The 19,444-nt window shown below is 36.5% G+C and carries 22 protein-coding genes; 2 read left to right on the top strand and 20 right to left on the bottom strand.

Annotated features, from left to right (window positions below; translation table 11 throughout):
- Positions 1-114: 114 nt before the first annotated feature.
- Positions 115-861, top strand: a complete 747-nt coding sequence (gene vrrA / locus VF726_RS09150; RefSeq protein ID WP_440168287.1) for a VrrA/YqfQ family protein — start codon at positions 115-117, stop codon at positions 859-861.
- An 89-nt stretch (positions 862-950) separates the two neighbouring features.
- Complete coding sequence (locus VF726_RS09145; protein ID WP_078417927.1) at positions 951-1,901, top strand: 4-hydroxy-3-methylbut-2-enyl diphosphate reductase; 951 nt, start codon at positions 951-953, stop codon at positions 1,899-1,901.
- 40 nt (positions 1,902-1,941) lie between these two features.
- On the opposite strand, the gene VF726_RS09140 is transcribed toward VF726_RS09145, so the two are convergent.
- The 20 genes from VF726_RS09140 to rpsU all read right to left on the bottom strand — a co-directional run bounded on the left by VF726_RS09140 (position 1,942) and on the right by rpsU (position 19,115).
- Entirely contained in the window at positions 1,942-3,063 is a 1,122-nt protein-coding gene (locus tag VF726_RS09140; RefSeq protein ID WP_440167537.1) for a Nif3-like dinuclear metal center hexameric protein, read from the bottom strand.
- Complete coding sequence (locus VF726_RS09135; protein ID WP_440167535.1) at positions 3,060-3,767, bottom strand: tRNA (adenine(22)-N(1))-methyltransferase; 708 nt, start codon at positions 3,765-3,767, stop codon at positions 3,060-3,062. Before VF726_RS09135 ends, VF726_RS09140 begins: the two co-directional genes overlap by 4 nt.
- 165 nt (positions 3,768-3,932) lie before the next feature.
- Positions 3,933-4,289, bottom strand: coding sequence for a cytochrome c550 (gene cccA, locus VF726_RS09130; RefSeq protein ID WP_048531220.1), 357 nt, complete (start codon positions 4,287-4,289; stop codon positions 3,933-3,935).
- A gap of 385 nt (positions 4,290-4,674) precedes the next feature.
- Complete coding sequence (rpoD, locus tag VF726_RS09125) at positions 4,675-5,802, bottom strand: RNA polymerase sigma factor RpoD (protein ID WP_000764063.1); 1,128 nt, start codon at positions 5,800-5,802, stop codon at positions 4,675-4,677.
- A 59-nt stretch (positions 5,803-5,861) separates the two neighbouring features.
- Positions 5,862-7,658 carry a DNA primase gene (gene dnaG, locus VF726_RS09120; protein ID WP_440167532.1) on the bottom strand — a complete coding sequence of 599 codons (1,797 nt, stop codon included), beginning with the start codon at positions 7,656-7,658 and terminating at the stop codon, positions 5,862-5,864.
- An 82-nt stretch (positions 7,659-7,740) separates the two neighbouring features.
- Positions 7,741-7,872, bottom strand: a complete 132-nt coding sequence (locus VF726_RS09115; protein WP_279588524.1) for a hypothetical protein — start codon at positions 7,870-7,872, stop codon at positions 7,741-7,743.
- A gap of 637 nt (positions 7,873-8,509) precedes the next feature.
- On the bottom strand, positions 8,510-9,322 hold the full coding sequence (locus tag VF726_RS09110) for a pyruvate, water dikinase regulatory protein (protein ID WP_440167530.1): 813 nt from the start codon (positions 9,320-9,322) through the stop codon (positions 8,510-8,512).
- A gap of 29 nt (positions 9,323-9,351) precedes the next feature.
- The gene (locus VF726_RS09105) at positions 9,352-9,984 is read right to left on the bottom strand and encodes a helix-turn-helix transcriptional regulator (protein ID WP_000583758.1); all 633 of its coding nucleotides are present in this window, start codon (positions 9,982-9,984) and stop codon (positions 9,352-9,354) included.
- Positions 9,985-10,090: 106 nt separating this feature from the next.
- Positions 10,091-10,837 (bottom strand): DNA repair protein RecO, encoded by a 747-nt coding sequence (gene recO, locus VF726_RS09100; protein WP_000487010.1) that lies wholly within the window; start codon positions 10,835-10,837, stop codon positions 10,091-10,093.
- 33 nt (positions 10,838-10,870) lie between these two features.
- Positions 10,871-11,014, bottom strand: a complete 144-nt coding sequence (locus VF726_RS09095) for a YqzL family protein (protein WP_000883923.1) — start codon at positions 11,012-11,014, stop codon at positions 10,871-10,873.
- Positions 11,015-11,190: 176 nt separating this feature from the next.
- A complete protein-coding gene (gene era, locus VF726_RS09090) occupies positions 11,191-12,096 on the bottom strand; it encodes a GTPase Era (protein ID WP_048531222.1) in 906 nt (301 codons plus the stop codon).
- Positions 12,089-12,487 (bottom strand): cytidine deaminase, encoded by a 399-nt coding sequence (locus tag VF726_RS09085; RefSeq protein ID WP_001086294.1) that lies wholly within the window; start codon positions 12,485-12,487, stop codon positions 12,089-12,091. The genes era and VF726_RS09085 overlap by 8 nt, the downstream gene beginning before the upstream one ends.
- 100 nt (positions 12,488-12,587) lie before the next feature.
- Entirely contained in the window at positions 12,588-12,941 is a 354-nt protein-coding gene (locus tag VF726_RS09080; protein ID WP_048531224.1) for a diacylglycerol kinase family protein, read from the bottom strand.
- Complete coding sequence (ybeY, locus tag VF726_RS09075; RefSeq protein WP_048531226.1) at positions 12,938-13,408, bottom strand: rRNA maturation RNase YbeY; 471 nt, start codon at positions 13,406-13,408, stop codon at positions 12,938-12,940. The genes VF726_RS09080 and ybeY overlap by 4 nt, the downstream gene beginning before the upstream one ends.
- Positions 13,405-15,549 carry an HD family phosphohydrolase gene (locus VF726_RS09070; RefSeq protein WP_440167526.1) on the bottom strand — a complete coding sequence of 715 codons (2,145 nt, stop codon included), beginning with the start codon at positions 15,547-15,549 and terminating at the stop codon, positions 13,405-13,407. Before VF726_RS09070 ends, ybeY begins: the two co-directional genes overlap by 4 nt.
- Before the next feature lie 192 nt (positions 15,550-15,741).
- Positions 15,742-16,701: a PhoH family protein gene (locus VF726_RS09065; protein ID WP_166701780.1), complete on the bottom strand. Its 960-nt coding sequence runs from the start codon at positions 16,699-16,701 to the stop codon at positions 15,742-15,744.
- 3 nt (positions 16,702-16,704) lie between these two features.
- Positions 16,705-17,904 (bottom strand): sporulation protein YqfD, encoded by a 1,200-nt coding sequence (yqfD, locus tag VF726_RS09060; RefSeq protein ID WP_440167524.1) that lies wholly within the window; start codon positions 17,902-17,904, stop codon positions 16,705-16,707.
- A 176-nt stretch (positions 17,905-18,080) separates the two neighbouring features.
- The gene (gene yqfC / locus VF726_RS09055) at positions 18,081-18,374 is read right to left on the bottom strand and encodes a sporulation protein YqfC (RefSeq protein ID WP_440167522.1); all 294 of its coding nucleotides are present in this window, start codon (positions 18,372-18,374) and stop codon (positions 18,081-18,083) included.
- Positions 18,375-18,482: 108 nt separating this feature from the next.
- Positions 18,483-18,926, bottom strand: a complete 444-nt coding sequence (locus VF726_RS09050) for a GatB/YqeY domain-containing protein (RefSeq protein WP_048531234.1) — start codon at positions 18,924-18,926, stop codon at positions 18,483-18,485.
- A gap of 15 nt (positions 18,927-18,941) precedes the next feature.
- Positions 18,942-19,115, bottom strand: a complete 174-nt coding sequence (gene rpsU, locus VF726_RS09045; RefSeq protein WP_000048061.1) for a 30S ribosomal protein S21 — start codon at positions 19,113-19,115, stop codon at positions 18,942-18,944.
- Positions 19,116-19,444: the final 329 nt, after the last annotated feature.

Here is a 19,444-nt window from a genome sequence, read left to right as displayed (position 1 = left end):
TCTACAAGTAAAATCCATCTTTAGTTTAGGTTTTTCCTTCAAAAACTAACCTTCTTCCCCCTTATTGCATATTGTATGTGTATATACCTAACTGAAGAAAGGAGGATTTCTCACATGTTCCCAAAATCTCCCGCAAGACAAATGTATCCGAATCAAGGACAGCAACCTTATACACCATATCCAATTCCACAACTACCACCGATGGCACAAAAAAAGAAAGGGTTCCTTGCTAAACTCTTTAAAAAACACGATCCAACCGAACCTTACATGCAAATGGTTCCGCCTTATCGACAAATGGAAGGAGCACCGCCAATGATGCACCAGCACCAGCAACAGCAACCACAATATCGACAGCACTATCCACCACAATACCAACAACAATACCCGCAGCAATACTCACAGCAATATCAACCATATATGCAGCAGCATCCAGAGCAAATGATCCCCCCTCAAATGTATGAATCAAATGAAACGCGCGGTGGTGCAGCAACTACAGCGGCATCAAGCAGTGGCATCGGTAGCTTTATTTCGAATTTGATTTCGAATCCAACTAATATGATAAACAATATCGAAAAAGTATCCCAAGTTGTTCAATCTGTAAGCCCTGTCGTCGAACAGTACGGTCCCATTATGCGTAACCTACCAAGCATTGTTAAAATCCTCACCTCTGGAAAAAGTACGGAAGAAGATCAAGCCGAAAATCAAACTAAAGACGTAGCAGAGAAGGTTGAGGTAGCGACTCCACCTCCTCCACGAAAAAAAAGAAAAAGAAAAAAAATAGTGATTGAGCCCGTCATAGAAAAAGAAGTACGAGAGGAGCCCGTTCAAAAAATAGCAACAAAACCAAAACTATATGTGTAACAATCCTTTGTTTTCTATCCACTCCTCCTTTATAATGTAAAAGACTATGCACAAAAGTATCCCTTGTTTAGAAGGAGAGGATTACTCATATGAAAATTGTTAAAATTTCCCCTCGTGGTTATTGCTACGGTGTTGTGGACGCGATGGTTATTGCACGTAACGCCGCATTAGATACATCATTACCAAGACCTATTTATATTTTAGGTATGATCGTTCACAACAAACATGTAACAGATGCATTCGAAGAAGATGGCATCATCACATTAGACGGGCCAAGTCGATTAGACATTTTAGATAAAATCGATTCTGGTACTGTTATTTTCACTGCACACGGTGTTTCTCCAGAAGTTAAACAACGTGCAAAAGAAAAAGGTTTAACGACAATCGATGCCACTTGTCCAGATGTTACAAAAACACATGACCTTATTGAAGCAAAGAAAGCTGAAGGTTACCATGTCATTTATATCGGCAAAAAAAATCATCCAGAACCAGAAGGCGCAGTTGGTATTGCACCTGATATCGTTCATCTTATTGAAAAAGCTGATGATTTAAAAACATTAGAAATTCCAACGGATAAAATTTTAGTTACAAATCAAACAACGATGAGCCAATGGGATGTTCAACATTTAATGGAAGACATTCAGAAGAAATTCCCAACAGCAGAATTCCATAAGGAAATTTGTTTAGCAACTCAAGTTCGCCAAGAAGCTGTTGCTAAGCAAGCTGATGTTGCAGACTTAACAATTGTTGTCGGTGATCCGAAAAGTAACAACTCAAACCGTTTAGCACAAGTATCACAAGAAATCGCTGGTACGAAAGCATATCGCGTTGCAGATGTAAGTGAAATCAAATTAGAATGGCTACAAGGCGTAGAAAACGTCGCTGTTACAGCAGGTGCTTCTACTCCAACGCCAATTACGAAAGAAGTTATCGCTTTCTTAGATCAATATGACCCAATGAATCCCGCTACATGGGAAAGGGTTCGAAAAGTACCGTTACAAAAAATATTACCTCGTGTAAAAGTGAAAAAAGAACAATAATAAAAACCGTTGCCTATATGAGCAACGGTTTTTACTTTTCTTATACAAATGTAAATGGATCTGTATGTAACTGCGAAGCATGGATATGTACATTCAGTTTCTTCGCATCTACTTTTTCTTGTAATTGCTTCTGTACACCTTGCTTCATTACCTTTTCAACGTTATGTCCTGGGTCGACTATATTTAAACCGAGCATCATCGCATCATGAGCAACATGATAATACATGTCACCTGTTACATATACATCCGCCCCTTTAAATTTAGCTTGATTGATGTATTTGTTACCATCACCGCCAAGTACAGCTACTTTGCGCACTTTATCATCTAATCTCCCAACAACTCGTGCACCCTTTACATCTAACGACTGTTTTACATGTTCTGCAAACTGTCCAAGTGTCATTTCTTCTTGTAAATAGCCTATTTTTCCAAGCCCTAATGTTTCACCTTTATTATCAAGTGGATACACATCATACGCTACTTCTTCATATGGATGTGCCGTTAATATCGCTTTAATCACTTTTCGCTGTAGTGAAGCTGGAATAATCGTTTCGATTCGTACTTCTTCCACGCGCTCTAACTGCCCAGTTTCCCCGATATAAGGATTTGTCCCCTCTTGAGGTACAAACGTCCCTGTACCCTCGCTATTAAACGTACAGTGGCTATAATTGCCGATATGACCCGCACCTGCATCTCCTAATGCTTTTCGTAATTCTTCTGCATGAGTTACTGGCACAAACACAACAACTTTTTTCATTTCTTCTGCATATGTCGGTGCCAAAACTTCTGTATTTTGCAATCCTAATGCCTCAGCAAGTAAATCATTCACCCCGCCCTTAGCAACATCCACATTTGTATGTGCTGCATAGATTGCGATATCATTTTTAATACACTTTTCAATAATTTTCCCATACACCTTATCTGTATGAATCGCTTTTAACGGATTAAAAATTAAAGGGTGATGTGCAATAATCACATTTGCTCCTAATTGAACCGCTTCATCTACCACTTCTTCCGTTACATCTAACGCAATTAATACGTGCTGCACGGGTTTATTAAGCGCTCCAATCTGCAGGCCAATCTTATCTCCTTCCATCGCCAAATGCTTTGGATACATACTTTCAAATAAAGAAATAATTTCATGGCCATTTGGAATTTTACTCATGATAAAACCTCCCCTATCATTTTCATTTTCGCTTCTACTTCCGCACGCTTCGCTTTTGTTTCTTCAGAATCAACCGCACGTTCTAACTGTTTTAAAATATTTTGGAAGTTTTTCAACTCTCCTTCCCATTTTTCAACGAAAGCTTCACTTTTTTCTTTTATTAAAAATGGTCCCATAAATAATTCAGCTTGTTTATTTTCCGAATAAGGCAACTCGATGTTTCCTCGCTCTCCTACTAAAATCTCGTAAATTTTCCCATCTTCTTTTACGATTTTTTCATGGATAAGCTCCCACCCATTCTCAATAAACCATTCACGAATGTGATGCGCTGCAATATTCGGCTGTAAAATTAAACGTGTTACACCTTCTAATTTCTCTTTACCACTTTCTAAAATGTCACGAATTAACGCTCCGCCCATTCCGGCAACCGTAATTACATCTACTTCTCCTGGCGCTATAACAGCTAATCCATTCCCTTTACGCACATCTACTTTATCTAGTAAGCCACTTTCAGCTACAGTTGCTTGTGCAGAGCGAAATGGCCCATCTACAACTTCTCCTGCAACTGCTTTTGTAGCAATATTATTTATAATTGTATAACATGGTAAATACGCATGATCCGATCCAATATCAGCAACTGTAGACCCCACTGGTATTTCACGCACAACTTCTTCTAATCGTTTTGAAAGCTTTACTTCATTCATGTATTTCCATTACTCCTTCTCTTGTCAGTCTGTCTCCATGATAATGAATTTATAGTAGTTGTTGCAAGCCCATAACAACAATTCACTTCTCTATCATTCATCGTATTTTAGAAAATATAGAAAAACAAGCCCTTTGCATAAGCAAAAGACTTGTCATACGGAACTTTATTTTTTCTTCGATAACCAATCAGCTACTTTAGCGGCTTGATCAGCTGGCACTAAATTAGGTGGCATGTTTCCTTTTCCTTTCGAAATAACTTCTTGAATCTCTTCTTTCGAAAGTTTTCCACCAATTTTTTGTAAATTAGGTCCTACTGCCCCTTGTAGCTGATCACCGTGGCAGCTCGTACAGCTTTGCTTCACAATATCCTCTGGCTTTGATGCTGTTTGCGTTGGCTTCCCGCCATTTTTTGCATCAGCTAACTCTTTAGATTTATTTAGCCCCTGAAATGAAAATACAAACATAACGATAATACCTAATGCTGCAATAAGAGCGAACGGAATCAGCGGATTACGTTTCATATCTCTTCTCCCCCCTCTATACCCCTAAATAGTTAGATGATTCAGTCATTTCCATTGTACTTGAAAACGCTCTATCAGAAAAGAGTAAACTACTAATCGTTAAAAATATTCCATAAATTCAGTTTATTGTTTTTTATTGTTATATCGCTTATTATTTCGATAATTATTAACGTTTCTCATCATATTTTTCACTTTTCTACATATATTTTTGTATAGAATAAACAAAATTAATCGAAAAATCGAAAAATGAGCATTTGCAAATCAAAAGACAATTCTGTAAAATAAATTACAAGAAATTGTAATCGTTGCTGACAGCTAAAGTTTAACAAAAATTAACAAAATAAAAAAGTTTACTTCACAAAGGTGAAGTAAACTTAAAAAGAACCTATTCTAAGAAATCCTTAAGACGCTTACTACGGCTTGGATGTCTTAATTTACGAAGTGCTTTTGCTTCAATTTGTCGGATACGTTCTCTCGTTACGCCGAATACTTTCCCAACTTCTTCAAGCGTACGAGTTCGTCCATCATCTAAACCAAAACGAAGACGTAGAACATTTTCTTCACGATCTGTTAGTGTGTCTAACACATCTTCTAATTGTTCTTTTAGCAATTCATACGCTGCATGGTCCGCAGGCGATGTTGCTTCTTGGTCTTCAATAAAATCACCTAAATGGGAGTCATCTTCTTCACCAATTGGTGTTTCAAGAGAAACTGGCTCCTGTGCAATTTTTAAGATTTCGCGTACTTTTTCTGGAGCAAGATCCATTTCTTCACCAATCTCTTCAGGAGATGGTTCGCGTCCTAAATCTTGTAATAATTGACGTTGTACACGAATTAACTTATTAATCGTTTCAACCATATGAACTGGGATACGAATAGTTCGTGCTTGGTCTGCAATCGCACGTGTAATCGCTTGGCGAATCCACCAAGTTGCATACGTACTGAATTTGAAACCTTTACGATAATCGAACTTTTCAACCGCTTTAATTAGACCCATGTTCCCTTCTTGGATTAAGTCTAAGAAAAGCATACCACGGCCCACGTAGCGCTTTGCAATACTTACCACAAGACGTAAGTTTGCTTCTGCAAGACGACGTTTCGCTTCTTCATCGCCGTCTTCAATACGAGTTGCAAGTCGAATTTCTTCTTCTGCAGATAGTAAATCTACACGACCAATTTCTTTTAAATACATACGAACTGGATCATTGATTTTAACCCCAGGTGGTACACTTAAATCGTTAAGGTCGAATTCTTCTTCCGTTTTTGAAATTTGGCGATTATTAGGACCTTCTTCGTTGTCATTGTCACCAACTAAGTCAATCCCTTGTTCACCTAAATATTCATAGTATTCATCCATTTGATCGGATTCAATTTCAAATCCATTCATGCGTTCTGCAATCTCTTCATATGTAAGAACGCCACGTTTTTTTCCGAGCTCAGTGAGTTGCTCTTTCACTTGCTCAAGGGTCATTTCAGTTTCAATTTGTTTAGAACGAGCTGGTTTGTCAGCCATCTGTTCCCCTCCTTACGCGAGATACAAACATTCATTATACTAAAAATTTATCAAAAAAGCTATTTTCTCGCTTTTTGACTTTGTAAATATGCTACATAATATTTAGCAGCCTCTACAGGATCTGTTTTTTCCATTTGTTTTATCTTAAAGATGATTTCCGTCTTTTCAAGTTTTTCTTGATGACGTCTAAGCGTCTCCAAATGGCCTTGCAACACTTCTTCTGTGTATTCTGGATTAATAAATTCATCCGTTGAAATATCAGTGATAATATTTTTCAACTTTTCATCAGAGAGCCAACTTAAAAATGTTCCGACTGAAGGTTCATTTCCCTTTTCATAATATGCGTATAGTTCATATAAAATCCCTTTATGTTCTTCTGTGTGAAAATCTTCTATATGGGATTCCATACGAACAGCCACTTCTGGACTTTGCAACATATGGTAAATAATTTCTCTTTCTGCCCTTTCAAAACCTGTTAACTTCGGTTTTGTTTGAACAATTTGAGACGGCTTAGAAACCTGTTTTACTTGTTTTTGCTGTACCTTTTGTTCTTTGCGATATTGGTGCAATTGATTCAAAAGTGTTTCCATTGAATACGAAAATTCTTGCGATAACGACTTCAAATATGATTCTGCCTGCATCGCATCTTGTAGCAACGATAACTCTTTTAAAACACTTTTCACATATTCTTCTTTGCCAGACTCATCTTGCAAATTTTTCCCTAAACGCAAATAATTTATTTTAAAACCAACAAAACTTATACTTGATTTCACAAGATTTTCAAAAGCAGTCGTCCCATATTGTTGCACATATTCATCAGGATCAAGCTTATCTGGCAAGGATGTAACTTTCACTTGGCAACCAACTTTTAGTAATAATTGCCCTGCTTTCATCGTTGCTTCTCGTCCTGCTTTATCACCATCATAGCAAAGAACAACAGTTTCAACGTTACGTCGCAGAAGTTTTGCTTGTTCTTCAGTTAAAGCTGTTCCCATTGTCGCAACAGCTTCTTCCACACCACTTTTTACCGCAGCTAGTACATCGGCATACCCTTCAAAAAGGACCACTTGCCCACGTTTTCTAATAAACGGCCTCGCTTGGTGGAAGTTATACAACAATTTACTTTTATGAAAAATCGGTGTTTCAGGGCTATTTAAATATTTCGGAGTGTCATCTCCTAGCGCCCTTCCACTAAACGCTATCACTTTACCTTGTAATGTATAGATTGGAAACATAACCCTTCCACGGAAGCGATCATAATGACTACCATCCTTCTCGCTTCTTATGAGAAGACCAGCTTGTTCCATACTAGACAGCGATAAACCTCTTTTTTGTAAAATTTTCGTTGCTGCATCCCAAGCAGGTGACGCATAACCAATTTCAAACTTCTCAATCATCTCTTTCGTAATACCACGTTTTAACAAATACGAAAGTGCTTCATTTCCTTCTTCTGTATTTACTAATAAATGATGATAATACTTTTTCAAAAGTTCATGAGCCTGTTGCATGATGACAGTGTCATCAGATATGTCTTCTTGTTGTCCTTGCCCTGATGTATACTCTGCAACCGCAATTCCATTTCTTTCACCTAGCTTTTGAACCGCCTCGGTAAAAGCCAGTCCTTCCATTTTCATTAGAAAGGAAAATACATTTCCACCTTCTCCACATCCGAAGCAATGAAAAATTTGCTTATCAGATGAAACAGAGAATGAAGGAGAATTCTCACCATGAAATGGACAAAGGCCGAAATAGTTACGCCCCTGTTTTCTAAGTTGAACGTATTCACCAATCACTTCTACAATATCCGATGATGTCCGAATCTGTTCAACAACTTCTTCGGGAATTCTGTTCCCCATAAATCCATCTCCGTGTCGTATTTTGTATTCGATATAAATTAAAAAATTCCTTTATAATTCGACAATATTTTTTCTAAACTTATTAGAAAGTGTTGTCGATTACGTTATCAAACGATTTTGCAGGCCATTTTCTGCGCCATTTCGCAGATACGTACCTACTATATAAAATTGTATCCATTTGCTCATCTGTTACAAATGTACCTCCTGGAGACAATACATATACACTTTTTTACAAGAAGACTAGCAAGCACCATATCCTATATGATCACGAGATCTGTTTTTTTGCATGTTGATACATATAAAAAAATCAACTTTAGCTTATTCAGCATCTACATAGATCCAATTTCCCTTGCTGCTTCCTTAAACGATGAGCATACGATGTGACAAACAAAATTTCGACATGAACTTTCGTTCCAACTTGCACAATTTTCAGCATTCACAGTATATGCATCTGCATCAACCAATACGATATTGATGTTTTGCATATTTCTGTATTCTACATCCCTTCTGCGAATCCTTCCATAATGTGCGTTTTCTTGTATAGATTTTGTCGATTTAACGTAATTACATGTCTTTTCGTAAATCCTATCCCTAGTTTATTCTGAAAAATTAAAGTCTAAACGTAAAATATAGGTTTTTATCACAATTTTTTATTATAATATATTTTCTTCAACTACGCTACATATCCCTTTATTTTTTCATCTTCTATTTCAGGATAACGAAACCATGCCTTTAACATAATAAAAACGAGAAGAATATAAGTATAACCACTTCGCTATCATCTATTACGAAATCAACAGGCATAGTGTTTCTCACGAGCGAAAAAAGCACATTCACCTTTGGTAAATGTGCTAAAACATTTTTTGGTTTTGCACTGCATTCACAATAATGTTAGCCGTTTCTTCAATCGCTTTGTTCGATACATCAATTACTTGACAATTTATTTTACTAACTACATTCTCAAAGTGATCAATTTCTTCTTTAATACGATTAATATTGGCATATGTTGCGCCGTCACTTAGTCCAAGTGATTTCAATCGCTCTTTTCGAATATGATTCAACTTATCTGGCGTAATTTTCAAACCGAAGCATTTTTCTTTAGCCACTTGATATAATTCTTCAGGCGGATCTACTTCTGGTACGAGTGGTACATTGGCAACTTTCAAACGTTTGTTATGAGCTAAATATTGAGAAAGTGGTGTCTTTGATGTGCGCGAAATGCCAATCAACACGATATCTGCTTTCAAAATACCACGTGCATCTCTACCATCATCATACTTTACAGCAAACTCAATCGCTTCAATCTTTTTAAAGTATTCTTCATCTAATCTACGAACAACACCTGGCTCATATCTCGGCACTTGCCCTGTAATTTCTTCGATTTGATCGATAAGAGGACCAATAATATCATATGCCTCTACGCCTTCTTTTGCAGCCTCTGTCACTAAATACCGACGCATGTCAGGCTTTACTAACGTAAAACAAATAAGCGCTTGATTGCTCTTAGCAATCGAAATCACTTCTTTTAATGTCCCTGTATCTTCAACATACGGTACACGTCTAATATCAGGAGCAAATGGGAATTGCCCCATTGCCGCTCGAACAACCAAATCAGCCGTTTCTCCAACAGAATCAGATACGACATATACGATTTTATTATCCATTACATTACCTCACTTTAAACAAATTACACTTACTCGTTATTTACTAAGTTTACAAACGCACGTGTAATATTTGTTTTTGTAATTCGTCCAATCACTTCTAAACCTTGTTTCGTATCTTTTACAACTGGCATCGCATCAATCTGTCTTTCTATTAATTCCATCGCAATATCATATAAAGAATCTTCTCTACGACACATCGCAATGTTTGGCATCCTTGTCATGATAATATTAACCGGAAGAGAGGTTAAATCCTGCTTTCCTAGGCTAGCTCGTAATAAATCTTTACGAGATACAACACCAACTAATAGAGTCGATTGATCTACAACGAATAATGTACCTACATCCTCTAAAAACATAGTACAAATCGCATCGTATACTGATACATTTTTATCAATTACAACTGGTCTAGATTGATAATCTTGTACTTTAATTTTCTTAACAGCTTCAGATAATAGCTGCCCCCCAGTTTTACCCGTATAAAAATAACCTACGCGTGGACGCGCTTCTAAATAACCAGCCATCGTTAAAATTGCTAAGTCTGGTCTTAGCGTTGCACGTGTTAATCCCAATTGCGCAGCAATTGACTCCCCTGTAATAGGACCGTGATCTTTTACAATCTGAATGATATGTTCTTGCCGTTTATTCAGCTCTATGATAATCACCACCTTTAATGCACAACGAAAAAAGTTATACTATCTCTTAAATATTATATACTAAATATGCTATTCGAAAAAGATAGGATGTAAAAAGGACCGTATACGGTCCAAATTATATTTGAAACTTATCAAGTTGTTCTAAGAAACGTCTTGATTTCAAATAAATCCCGCAATATTCATCATAATATGTATTCAATACTAAACGCATTTGTTTTTTTGTGCTATCCTTCACTGATACATTGCCAAGTCTATGTAAATCGAAGTGGTAAAAAAGACGCAATAATTTATGAACAGCTTCCCCCACTGGTATACGATACTGATCTTGCTCAGCATGACGCGAGCACAGAAAACCGCCTTCCCGGACAGAGAAGGCGACAAAATCTGTTTCTTGATGACAAATCGCACATGTATCAAAGTACGGGCGCATCCCTAATACCGGAAGCATTTTCGTTTGATAAATTAATGATAATACTTCTGGGTCAACACCCTCACACATATAATGCAACGTTTGATATAACATTTCAAATAAATATGGATTATGTTTTTTATCTTCTGTTGCTTTATCAGTTAACTCAACAATAAATGATGCATAAGCAGTTAAAAATATATCCTCGCGAATTTCTTTCATAGTTGAAATAATCTCGCCTTGTTGCAAAGTTCCAAGTCCAGATCCCATTTGAATAAGGAAATGCCCATGTGTCATAAGTTGCGAAACAGATGCTAACCGGCTTTTCGGTTTTTTCGCTCCTCTTGCCATTGCACTTACCTTACCCAATTCTCTTGAGAATATTGTAACAATCTTGTTCGTTTCTCCGTAATCTGTCGTACGGATAACGATGCCCTCAACTTTTTGAAACATGTTCGTCACCATCCAAGGTTTGAACAAAACGGGTCAAGAAATTGGAGAGTCTAGATGCGCTAGCTCCTCATCATGTTGATCCATCTCATCGTTTACGTCTTTTTCCATTTCTTTCAAAAGCAAGTACGTCTCAATGCTTCCTGTTTTGGAGAAAAACTTCCAGGTAAAATCTAGCATAAGAATCCACCTTTCTCAATAAGCGTAGCCTATAAACCAATTTCCTTTGTTGTTATTAAATTGACCCATTTTGTCCATTTTCATGTGAGAAAAATTTTTCCTAATTTATCAAAACTCATAAAAACCAATAATCAGCGGATGAACAAAACATCCGCTGATTACAGCTTTACTCTATTTTAATACTCGTCTTCGCGGAAACCAAGGTCACGAAGCTGAGACATTTTATTACGCCAATCTTTTTGCACTTTTACCCATACTTCTAAAAATACTTTAGAACCAAGTAATGCTTCAATATCAAAGCGAGCTCGCTTACCGACTTCTTTTAGCATCTTCCCTTGTTTCCCGATAATAATCCCTTTTTGCGACGGACGTTCCACAACAATCGTTGCATTGATATACACTGCCCCACCTTCGCGTTTTTGAATTGCATCGATAACAACAGCCACAGAATGCGGTACTTCTTCACGTGTTAAATGTAGCACCTTCTCACGAATAAGCTCTGCAATAATAAATCTCTCCGGATGATCCGTTACTTGATTATCTGGGTAGTATTGTGGTCCTTCTGGTAAATACTTTTTAATCGTTCCAATTAAAGCGTCCACATTATTACCGTCTAATGCAGAAATCGGTACAATCTCTGCAAACTCATGTAGTTTGCGGTATTGGTCAATTAACTCTAATAACTGCTCTGGATGCAATTGATCAATTTTATTAATGACTAAAAATACTGGTTGTTTCGTCTCTTTTAATTTCTCAATGATGAATTCCTCACCACGACCAAACCCTTCAACCGCATTAACCATAAACAGAACGATATCAACTTCTTTTAATGTCGTTTGCGCCATTTTTACCATGAAGTCGCCTAGCTTATGTTTCGGTTTATGTATTCCTGGTGTATCAATGAAAATTACTTGTGAATCATTTTCTGTATATACGCCTTGAATTTTATTACGAGTTGTTTGTGGTTTATCACTCATAATGGCAATTTTTTGGCCGATAATACGATTTAAAAATGTAGATTTCCCAACATTCGGTCTGCCAATAATAGAGACAAAACCTGATTTATAACCTTTTCTATTCATGTAAATCCTCCGCTAAAAATGCTCCTGGTAACAATTCTCCGACTGTCGTCTCTTGAACGTCACCATGTAAGTTTGATAGGTATACTTTCGTATCCTGTTTACATAATTCTACCATAACTTGTCGACATGCTCCACAAGGAGGTACTGGACGCTTTGTATCCGCCACAATCGCGATAGCTACAAACTCTTTATCTCCTTCAGAAACCGCCTTAAATAAGGCTGTTCTTTCTGCACAGTTACATAAGCCGTATGATGCATTCTCAACATTACATCCACGATACACTTTTCCATCCTGTGTTAATAATGCTGCACCTACTTGAAATTTAGAATATGGTACGTACGCTTGTTTACGCGCTTCGATTGCTTCTTGAATTAATTGTTTACTATTCATATTCCCGCATCCTTCCTGTTCACAGCTGTGAATAAGATACACTCTCTCATTAAAGGCCTTTACGGCACTTCCAAAGCTGAATAAAAGCTTTGGAATGCAACTATACCACATACGGTAAAAAGATAATAGCACCAATTATAACGGCTATTATCGCAAACAATAAAACCGCTCCCGCTGCGACATCCTTTGCAATTTTTGCAAACGGATGTATATCCGTAGTCGCTAAATCTACTGTTTTTTCCACAGCCGTATTTACCATCTCTAAACTCATTACAATTCCTATTACAATAAGTACTACCATCCACTCTACCTTCGTAATATGGAAATAAAAACCGCAGCATATAACAATGACTGCGGCTAAATAATGAATTTTCATATTTCGTTCATGACGAAGACAAAAGAATATACCTGCTATAGCATATCCAAAACTATTTATAAGTTTTCCTTTTTTCATCGTCCTAATCCAAATGCTTCTAAAATTTCTTTTTGTCTTCCGAACATTTCTTTTTCATCCTCTTCTGTCATGTGGTCATAACCAAGCAAATGTAAAAAGCCATGTAACGCTAAAAAGCCAAGTTCACGATCAAAAGAATGTCCATACTCTTCAGCTTGTTCTTTCGCTCTCGGAATAGAAATAATAAGGTCACCTAACATGCGCGGCATCTCTGCACCTACAATTTCCATTTCTCCTTCTCCCATTTCTTCCATAGCAAAGGAAATGACATCAGTAGGCTGATCCTTATCTCGGTAATCACGATTAATCTCGCGAATGCGTTCATTATCTACAAATGTCACGGATAACTCCGCACCATCCTCTATTTTTTCCATTTGAGCCGCTGTTCCTAATATCTCACGAATTAAATTCACATATTCTTCTTTCACTTCTTCTGTTTCATCAATGAAATCAATTAATAAACTCATTCTTTCTCCTTCTCTTCCGGTGGTTCCGGATATGTAATACGCGAATGGAAAATACCATTTAACGTTTCACATAACGTTTTTCCAACGATTTGTAGTTCCTTAAATGTCAAATCACATTCACTAAATTGCCCATCTTGCAGACGATCTTTAATAATACTTTGCACTAAATTATTAATTTGATCTGGTGTTGGGTGATTCATAGAACGTACCGCCGCTTCAACACTATCAGCAATACCAACAATTGCCGATTCTTTAGAAGTTGCTTTTGATCCCGGGTAACGGAACATCTCTTCTGTATATTTTTCTTTATCTTCTTTAATCGCTTTATAATAAAAATATTTAAGGAGCGTTGTACCATGATGTTGTCCAGCAATATTAATAATCTCTTGCGGAATATGGTATTCTTCGAGCATTTTCACTCCATCTGTTACATGAGCAATGATAATATCTTTACTCGTCACAGGATCTAATTTATCATGCGGATTTTCAATTCCCATCTGGTTTTCAATAAAGAATTGTGGTTGTACCGTTTTTCCTACATCATGATAATACGCCCCTACACGTGCTAATACACCATTTGCTCCAACTGCTTCACAAGCCGACTCAGAAAGATTCGCTACCATTACACTATGGTGGTATGTTCCTGGCGCTTCTAACAAAATTCTACGCAAGAGCGGATGATTCGGACTTGATAGTTCCATAAGTTTCATGCTTGATACAATTCCAAGTCCACTTTCTAAATATGGTAATATTCCCATAGCCAAAACAGATGAGATAATCCCTGAAACGGAAGCCATCAATAATTGCGTACCAATTTCAAGAGGTGAAAAATTCCCATTACGTAATAATAATAACGCCGCCAAGACGACTACATTTAAGATAGAAACGAGTATACCAGCTTGCAAAATCATCGTACGACGATTTTTTTCGCGCAAGAAAATACTTACTGATAATGAACTTAATAACACATAAATACCTACACTATAATTCAGTGTACTTGTTACCCCTTCATTAAACATAATACTTCCGCACACAGAAAAAATCATACTTGTTAAAAATACAAATCGATCGCCAATCATTAGTTTTACAAGTATTGTTCCCATCGCAACAGGGACAACATACGCAATTCCTGCATATTCAAGCTTTTGAAACAAACTAATAATTTTCATTAAAACAATCGTGATAGACAAAATTGTAATATACGCTAAAATGTACGGTCTGTCTTCTCTTTTCCGCTGTAAAAATACTTCAAACTGCTTATGCATAAAGTATAGTAACACGCCAATGAGCACCGCTAATCCAACATAAGGCTGAAAACTATTACCTTTCTCTAATAAACCGACTAATTTCAACTGATTATACATATCACTTGAAATCGTTTCACCTTCTCTAACAATAACTTGTCCTTGAAGAATATAAACAGGTGGAACTAAATCTTCTTCTGCTTTCTTCTTCTCTTTCGTTACAGCTGGATCATAAAAATAGTTTGCTGTAATCGCATAGGATCCTAGCGCATTCACAGCTTCCTTTAATCCGCTATTCACATTAAGGCTCTTCATTTCATTAACAAATCGCTCTTTCGCTGCCATTTCTTCGGACATTTTAATATTTCCACCCATAATAACACTAACAGACGTTAAAGCCGCATTCTTTGCTAATTCTAATTGATCCGGTTCCGCATTAATAAAGTACAATAAATTCTCATCCGATAATTCCTTTGTTAAATTAGATGGCAACTTCTTCTTCAATTTTTCTAATTTATTAGCATCGGTCATCTTTTTTTGCTCTTCAGGTCCAGCAGCTTTCATCTCCTGAATGACTTCATTTACCTTAGCAAAAACATCATTTACAATGTCTACTCTATTTTGTTTATATTCACTTCTATATGTATATTGATCCCCGACTTTTTGAGCGGCCTCTTGTTTTTTTCTGTCCGTTATAACCTTATCTTCAATTTTAATAGGAGAATGAATTGTTTTTTTCGCAATAGAATACATATCAACATCTAATTGCTCTGGTTTCACATTATTCATAAGTGCAAAAAACAGCACTGCTCCTAATAAAACGTAAGAAATCCAACTTAGTTTTTTCGAATGTTGTAAATTACGAAACCACTTAGAAATTTCTTGAGATCTTAACATGATTTCAATACCTTCTCCTCTCCAGAAATAAAGTGAAACTATTTATAGCTTTCATTTCTTTTAGCCAACGATACTTTTAGGTAACATTTTATACACCAGTACCTATAGTGTATTTCTCTTATCTTTTATGATATTAAAAAATATGCCGTTCGCCAACCTTAATACAAAAAGAAATGATCCTGACAAATAGGATCATTCCATTTTATCATATGCCTCAATAATACGTTGCACCAGTGGATGCCTTACAACGTCCGTTTGTTCTAATGTAATGAATGAAAGACCTGATACACCAGATAAAATGTTAGAAGCTAACGTAAGCCCTGACTTTACCCCTTTTGGTAAGTCTACTTGCGAAGGGTCTCCCGTAATAACCATTTTAGAACTAAAACCTAATCTAGTTAAAAACATTTTTATTTGTGCACCCGTTGTATTTTGCGCTTCATCTAAAATAACAAATGAATCATCGAGCGTACGTCCTCTCATATAAGCAAGAGGCGCGATTTCAATTACACCTCGTTCCATCATACGCTGCGTATATTCTTGTCCAAGAATATCGTGCAGGGCATCATACAATGGACGTAAGTACGGATCCACCTTCTCTTTCAAATCACCTGGTAAAAACCCTAAACTTTCTCCAGCTTCTACAGCTGGTCTCGTTAAAATGATTTTCTTTACATACCCTTGCTTTAAAGCTCTTACAGCCATTACTACAGCTAAATATGTTTTCCCAGTTCCGGCAGGCCCTATTCCAAATACAACATCATTTTTCTTCATTGCATGAATATATCTTCTTTGCCCCATTGTTTTTACACGAATGGATTTACCTTTTGCCGTTTTAAAGATTTCTTCTTCATATAACTCTTCAAATTGAGCAATTTTCCCTTGTTGTGCGAGCTGAATTGCATACGCAACATCTCTTTCTGTAATTGATACACCTTTTCGAATAACAACAAGTAATTGCTGTAAGATTTTTTCTACGAGTGTCACAGTTTCAACTGCTCCAGATGCATGAACAGTTTCACCTCTAGTTACAATCGATACATTCAGTTCCCGTTCAATTACTTTCAAATGAGCATCATTGACTCCAAAAAGAGCGATTGCTTCGTTAGTATTTTCCAATTGTTGGTTCATTTCTACTAATTGTTCTGCCATTACTCAGTCTCCTTGAATATCGGATTCGGATATTGGTTGTGACTCTGCAATATTTTCAATCACAGTATAATGCAATGTGACTTTTAGTTGATCCGCCTCAACCTCTTTACTCAAAATCTTATCACTTACAATCATAGCATGTTCATCCAATTTTTTCTTTAGTTCTTTTTCAGCCATCTCTTTCGCTACTTTCATTGCTTGTTTTTCTGTATATTCTCGATTTGCTTCTTCCTCTTCCCGTACTATATCTTTTTCATATGCAATCGGTAATGTAAAACCAAATAATTTCACATCATGCTTTACACTTTCCGTACGAGAGCGCTTATACTTATCATGTTGAAATCCCCATATTTTTATTTTCGTATTCCCAAATGTAAGGTAATGCTCATTATATGCATTGCCCGTATATACTTGAAATTGCGTCTTTAGCGGCACATTCACATTAGATGTATACCACGTTTCTCCATATACAATACCTTTCGCCGAAACAATCGTTGGACTCTCCTCATTACCGTATATCCCTGATACGAGAAGCTGCCCTTTTTCTACATGATCATTTTTTAGAACAACTGGTTTTCCTACTTCAACAAATGTTTTTGTAACAATCGCTTCTTTTTTTGCCACTAAATTTTGCGGCCTTTGTTCCTTTTCTTTTTTCGGCTCGTTTTTTTCAACTATTTTAAAATGGTACGTCGTACCTCTTATTTCGAGTCCCGCCCAAGTAATCGCATTAATATTATCAGTCAAATGGCGCTGTACATCTTCGACATTAGGCATTTGGAATTGTAATTTCCCTTTTTTAATACCCATTTTGTCCAATTCTTTCATCAATATATATTCTGTTTCAGGTTTCGCTCCTGTAATTTCAATTTTCCAAACCATATTCGATAATGCAATCATACCAAAAAAGAAAATTAGAAAACCAATTAAGAATCCACTATTTTTAATTAAACGCTTATTCCAAAAAGGAAAGCCATAGCGTCCAATAAAATATAATTTACATTCATTTTTTCTATAAATCGGCTTTATTTTTTTCACATCTCGTAATAGCATACAAAATACTAACGTTTCATCAGCGATTTTCTTAACGTCCCAAACTAATAAATTCCTACGCACACATTCGTTAACGAACCGTTCCGCTCCTCTACCTTCAATTCGTACCTTTACATATCCAAGCCACTTTATAAACCATTTATTTTTCATCTACCACCTTCACTACCTTTCCAAAAGTAGACACACTACTTTTCACTTTAATTAGCAAAATAGCTCGTACGAAAATGAAATAAAGAGCTTTATCTTCTATAAATAGCTGGACAAACTAAATAGTAGGTTCATATCATTAGAATAAAGAAGAAAAACTTCACATACGGAAGTTTCCCTTACTTCTCTTTCTGTTCGTCTTCTAAAAACGTCACTTGATCAATGATCCCTTCAAGCAAAAGTTCTTCCGGAAGGATTGTTTTAATAACAAAGGACTGCCCCTTAATTAATAACTGACCATGCTTCAACAACAATCTTACTTCTTTATCTGAAAACACTAATAAACCTCGATGATTTTCTATATAGATATGCACTTGCCCAACAAGCGTGATCCGAGGTAGATCCATTAGCACATCCACTGGTAGGTCTATTTGCTTCGTTAACCAATTCTTCATTTGTTCTAATTTTTTCATCCCAAAAGACCCCCTCTCATCCCATATGTATGAAAAAAGAGCTTGTAATATCACGTCCAAACTGAAAAAAAGCATAAAAAAACGTCTCATACGAAATGAGACGTTTTTTTATGCTAATAGCTGGACAACCAGCTTATTCACAAGTGATCCGTCTGTTTTACCTTTTACTTTCGGCATAACAGCAGTCATCACCTTACCCATATCTGCTTTCGAAGTTGCACCAACTTCAGAAATAACTTGCTTGATTATATCAGCTAGTTGTTCTTCCGTTAATTGCTCCGGCAAATATGCGCTTAAAATCTGAATTTCACTTTGCAGTTTATTAACAAGGTCTTCACGACCAGCTTTTTTAAATTCAAGGAGGGAGTCCTTATGCTGTTTTACTTCACGAGCTAAAACTGTTAGTTCCTCTTCTTCAGTAAGAGTATGCTGTAGTTTAATACCTTCATTTTGTAAAGCAGCCTTAACCATACGAATGACGGTTAATTTTTCTTTTTGTTTATTCTTCATCGCTTGTTTCATATCATCGTTTAAACGACCGAGAAGACTCATAACTTACACCCTCTCTTAGAATTTACGCTTTCTTGCCGCTTCAGATTTCTTCTTACGTTTTACACTTGGTTTTTCATAAAACTCGCGCTTTCTTGCTTCAGCAAGTGTACCAGTTTTAGAAACCGATCTTTTAAAACGGCGAAGTGCATCCTCCAAAGACTCGTTTTTACGAACGACTGTTTTTGACATTCTCTTTCCCTCCCTCCGAAACATCACACTTACATACTAACTTCAGCATGCAAAAAGAAACACTTCTTCAGCATGTCTTTTACGATTATAATACATTTTATCACTTCAGGTCAACTATTTGGCAGAATAAAAGAAGAATAGATGCTCTTCCTTTTTCAAAAACTATGCAGATAGCTGTTATCCTTTCCCTTGAAGCCAACTATATTTTTATCATTACACCTTTTTTCATGCAGGAATGTACGAAAAAAACTTCTCATTTCTCACATTTTCAGTACTTAACTTCTCCACTAAAAAAGAAAGCATGCAAATCATTTCCATTTGCATGCTTT

Source organism: Bacillus sp. Brlt_9 (assembly GCF_051948935.1).
Taxonomy (GTDB): Bacteria; Bacillota; Bacilli; order Bacillales; family Bacillaceae_G; genus Bacillus_A.
This window is presented reverse-complemented; position numbering and strand designations above follow the sequence as displayed.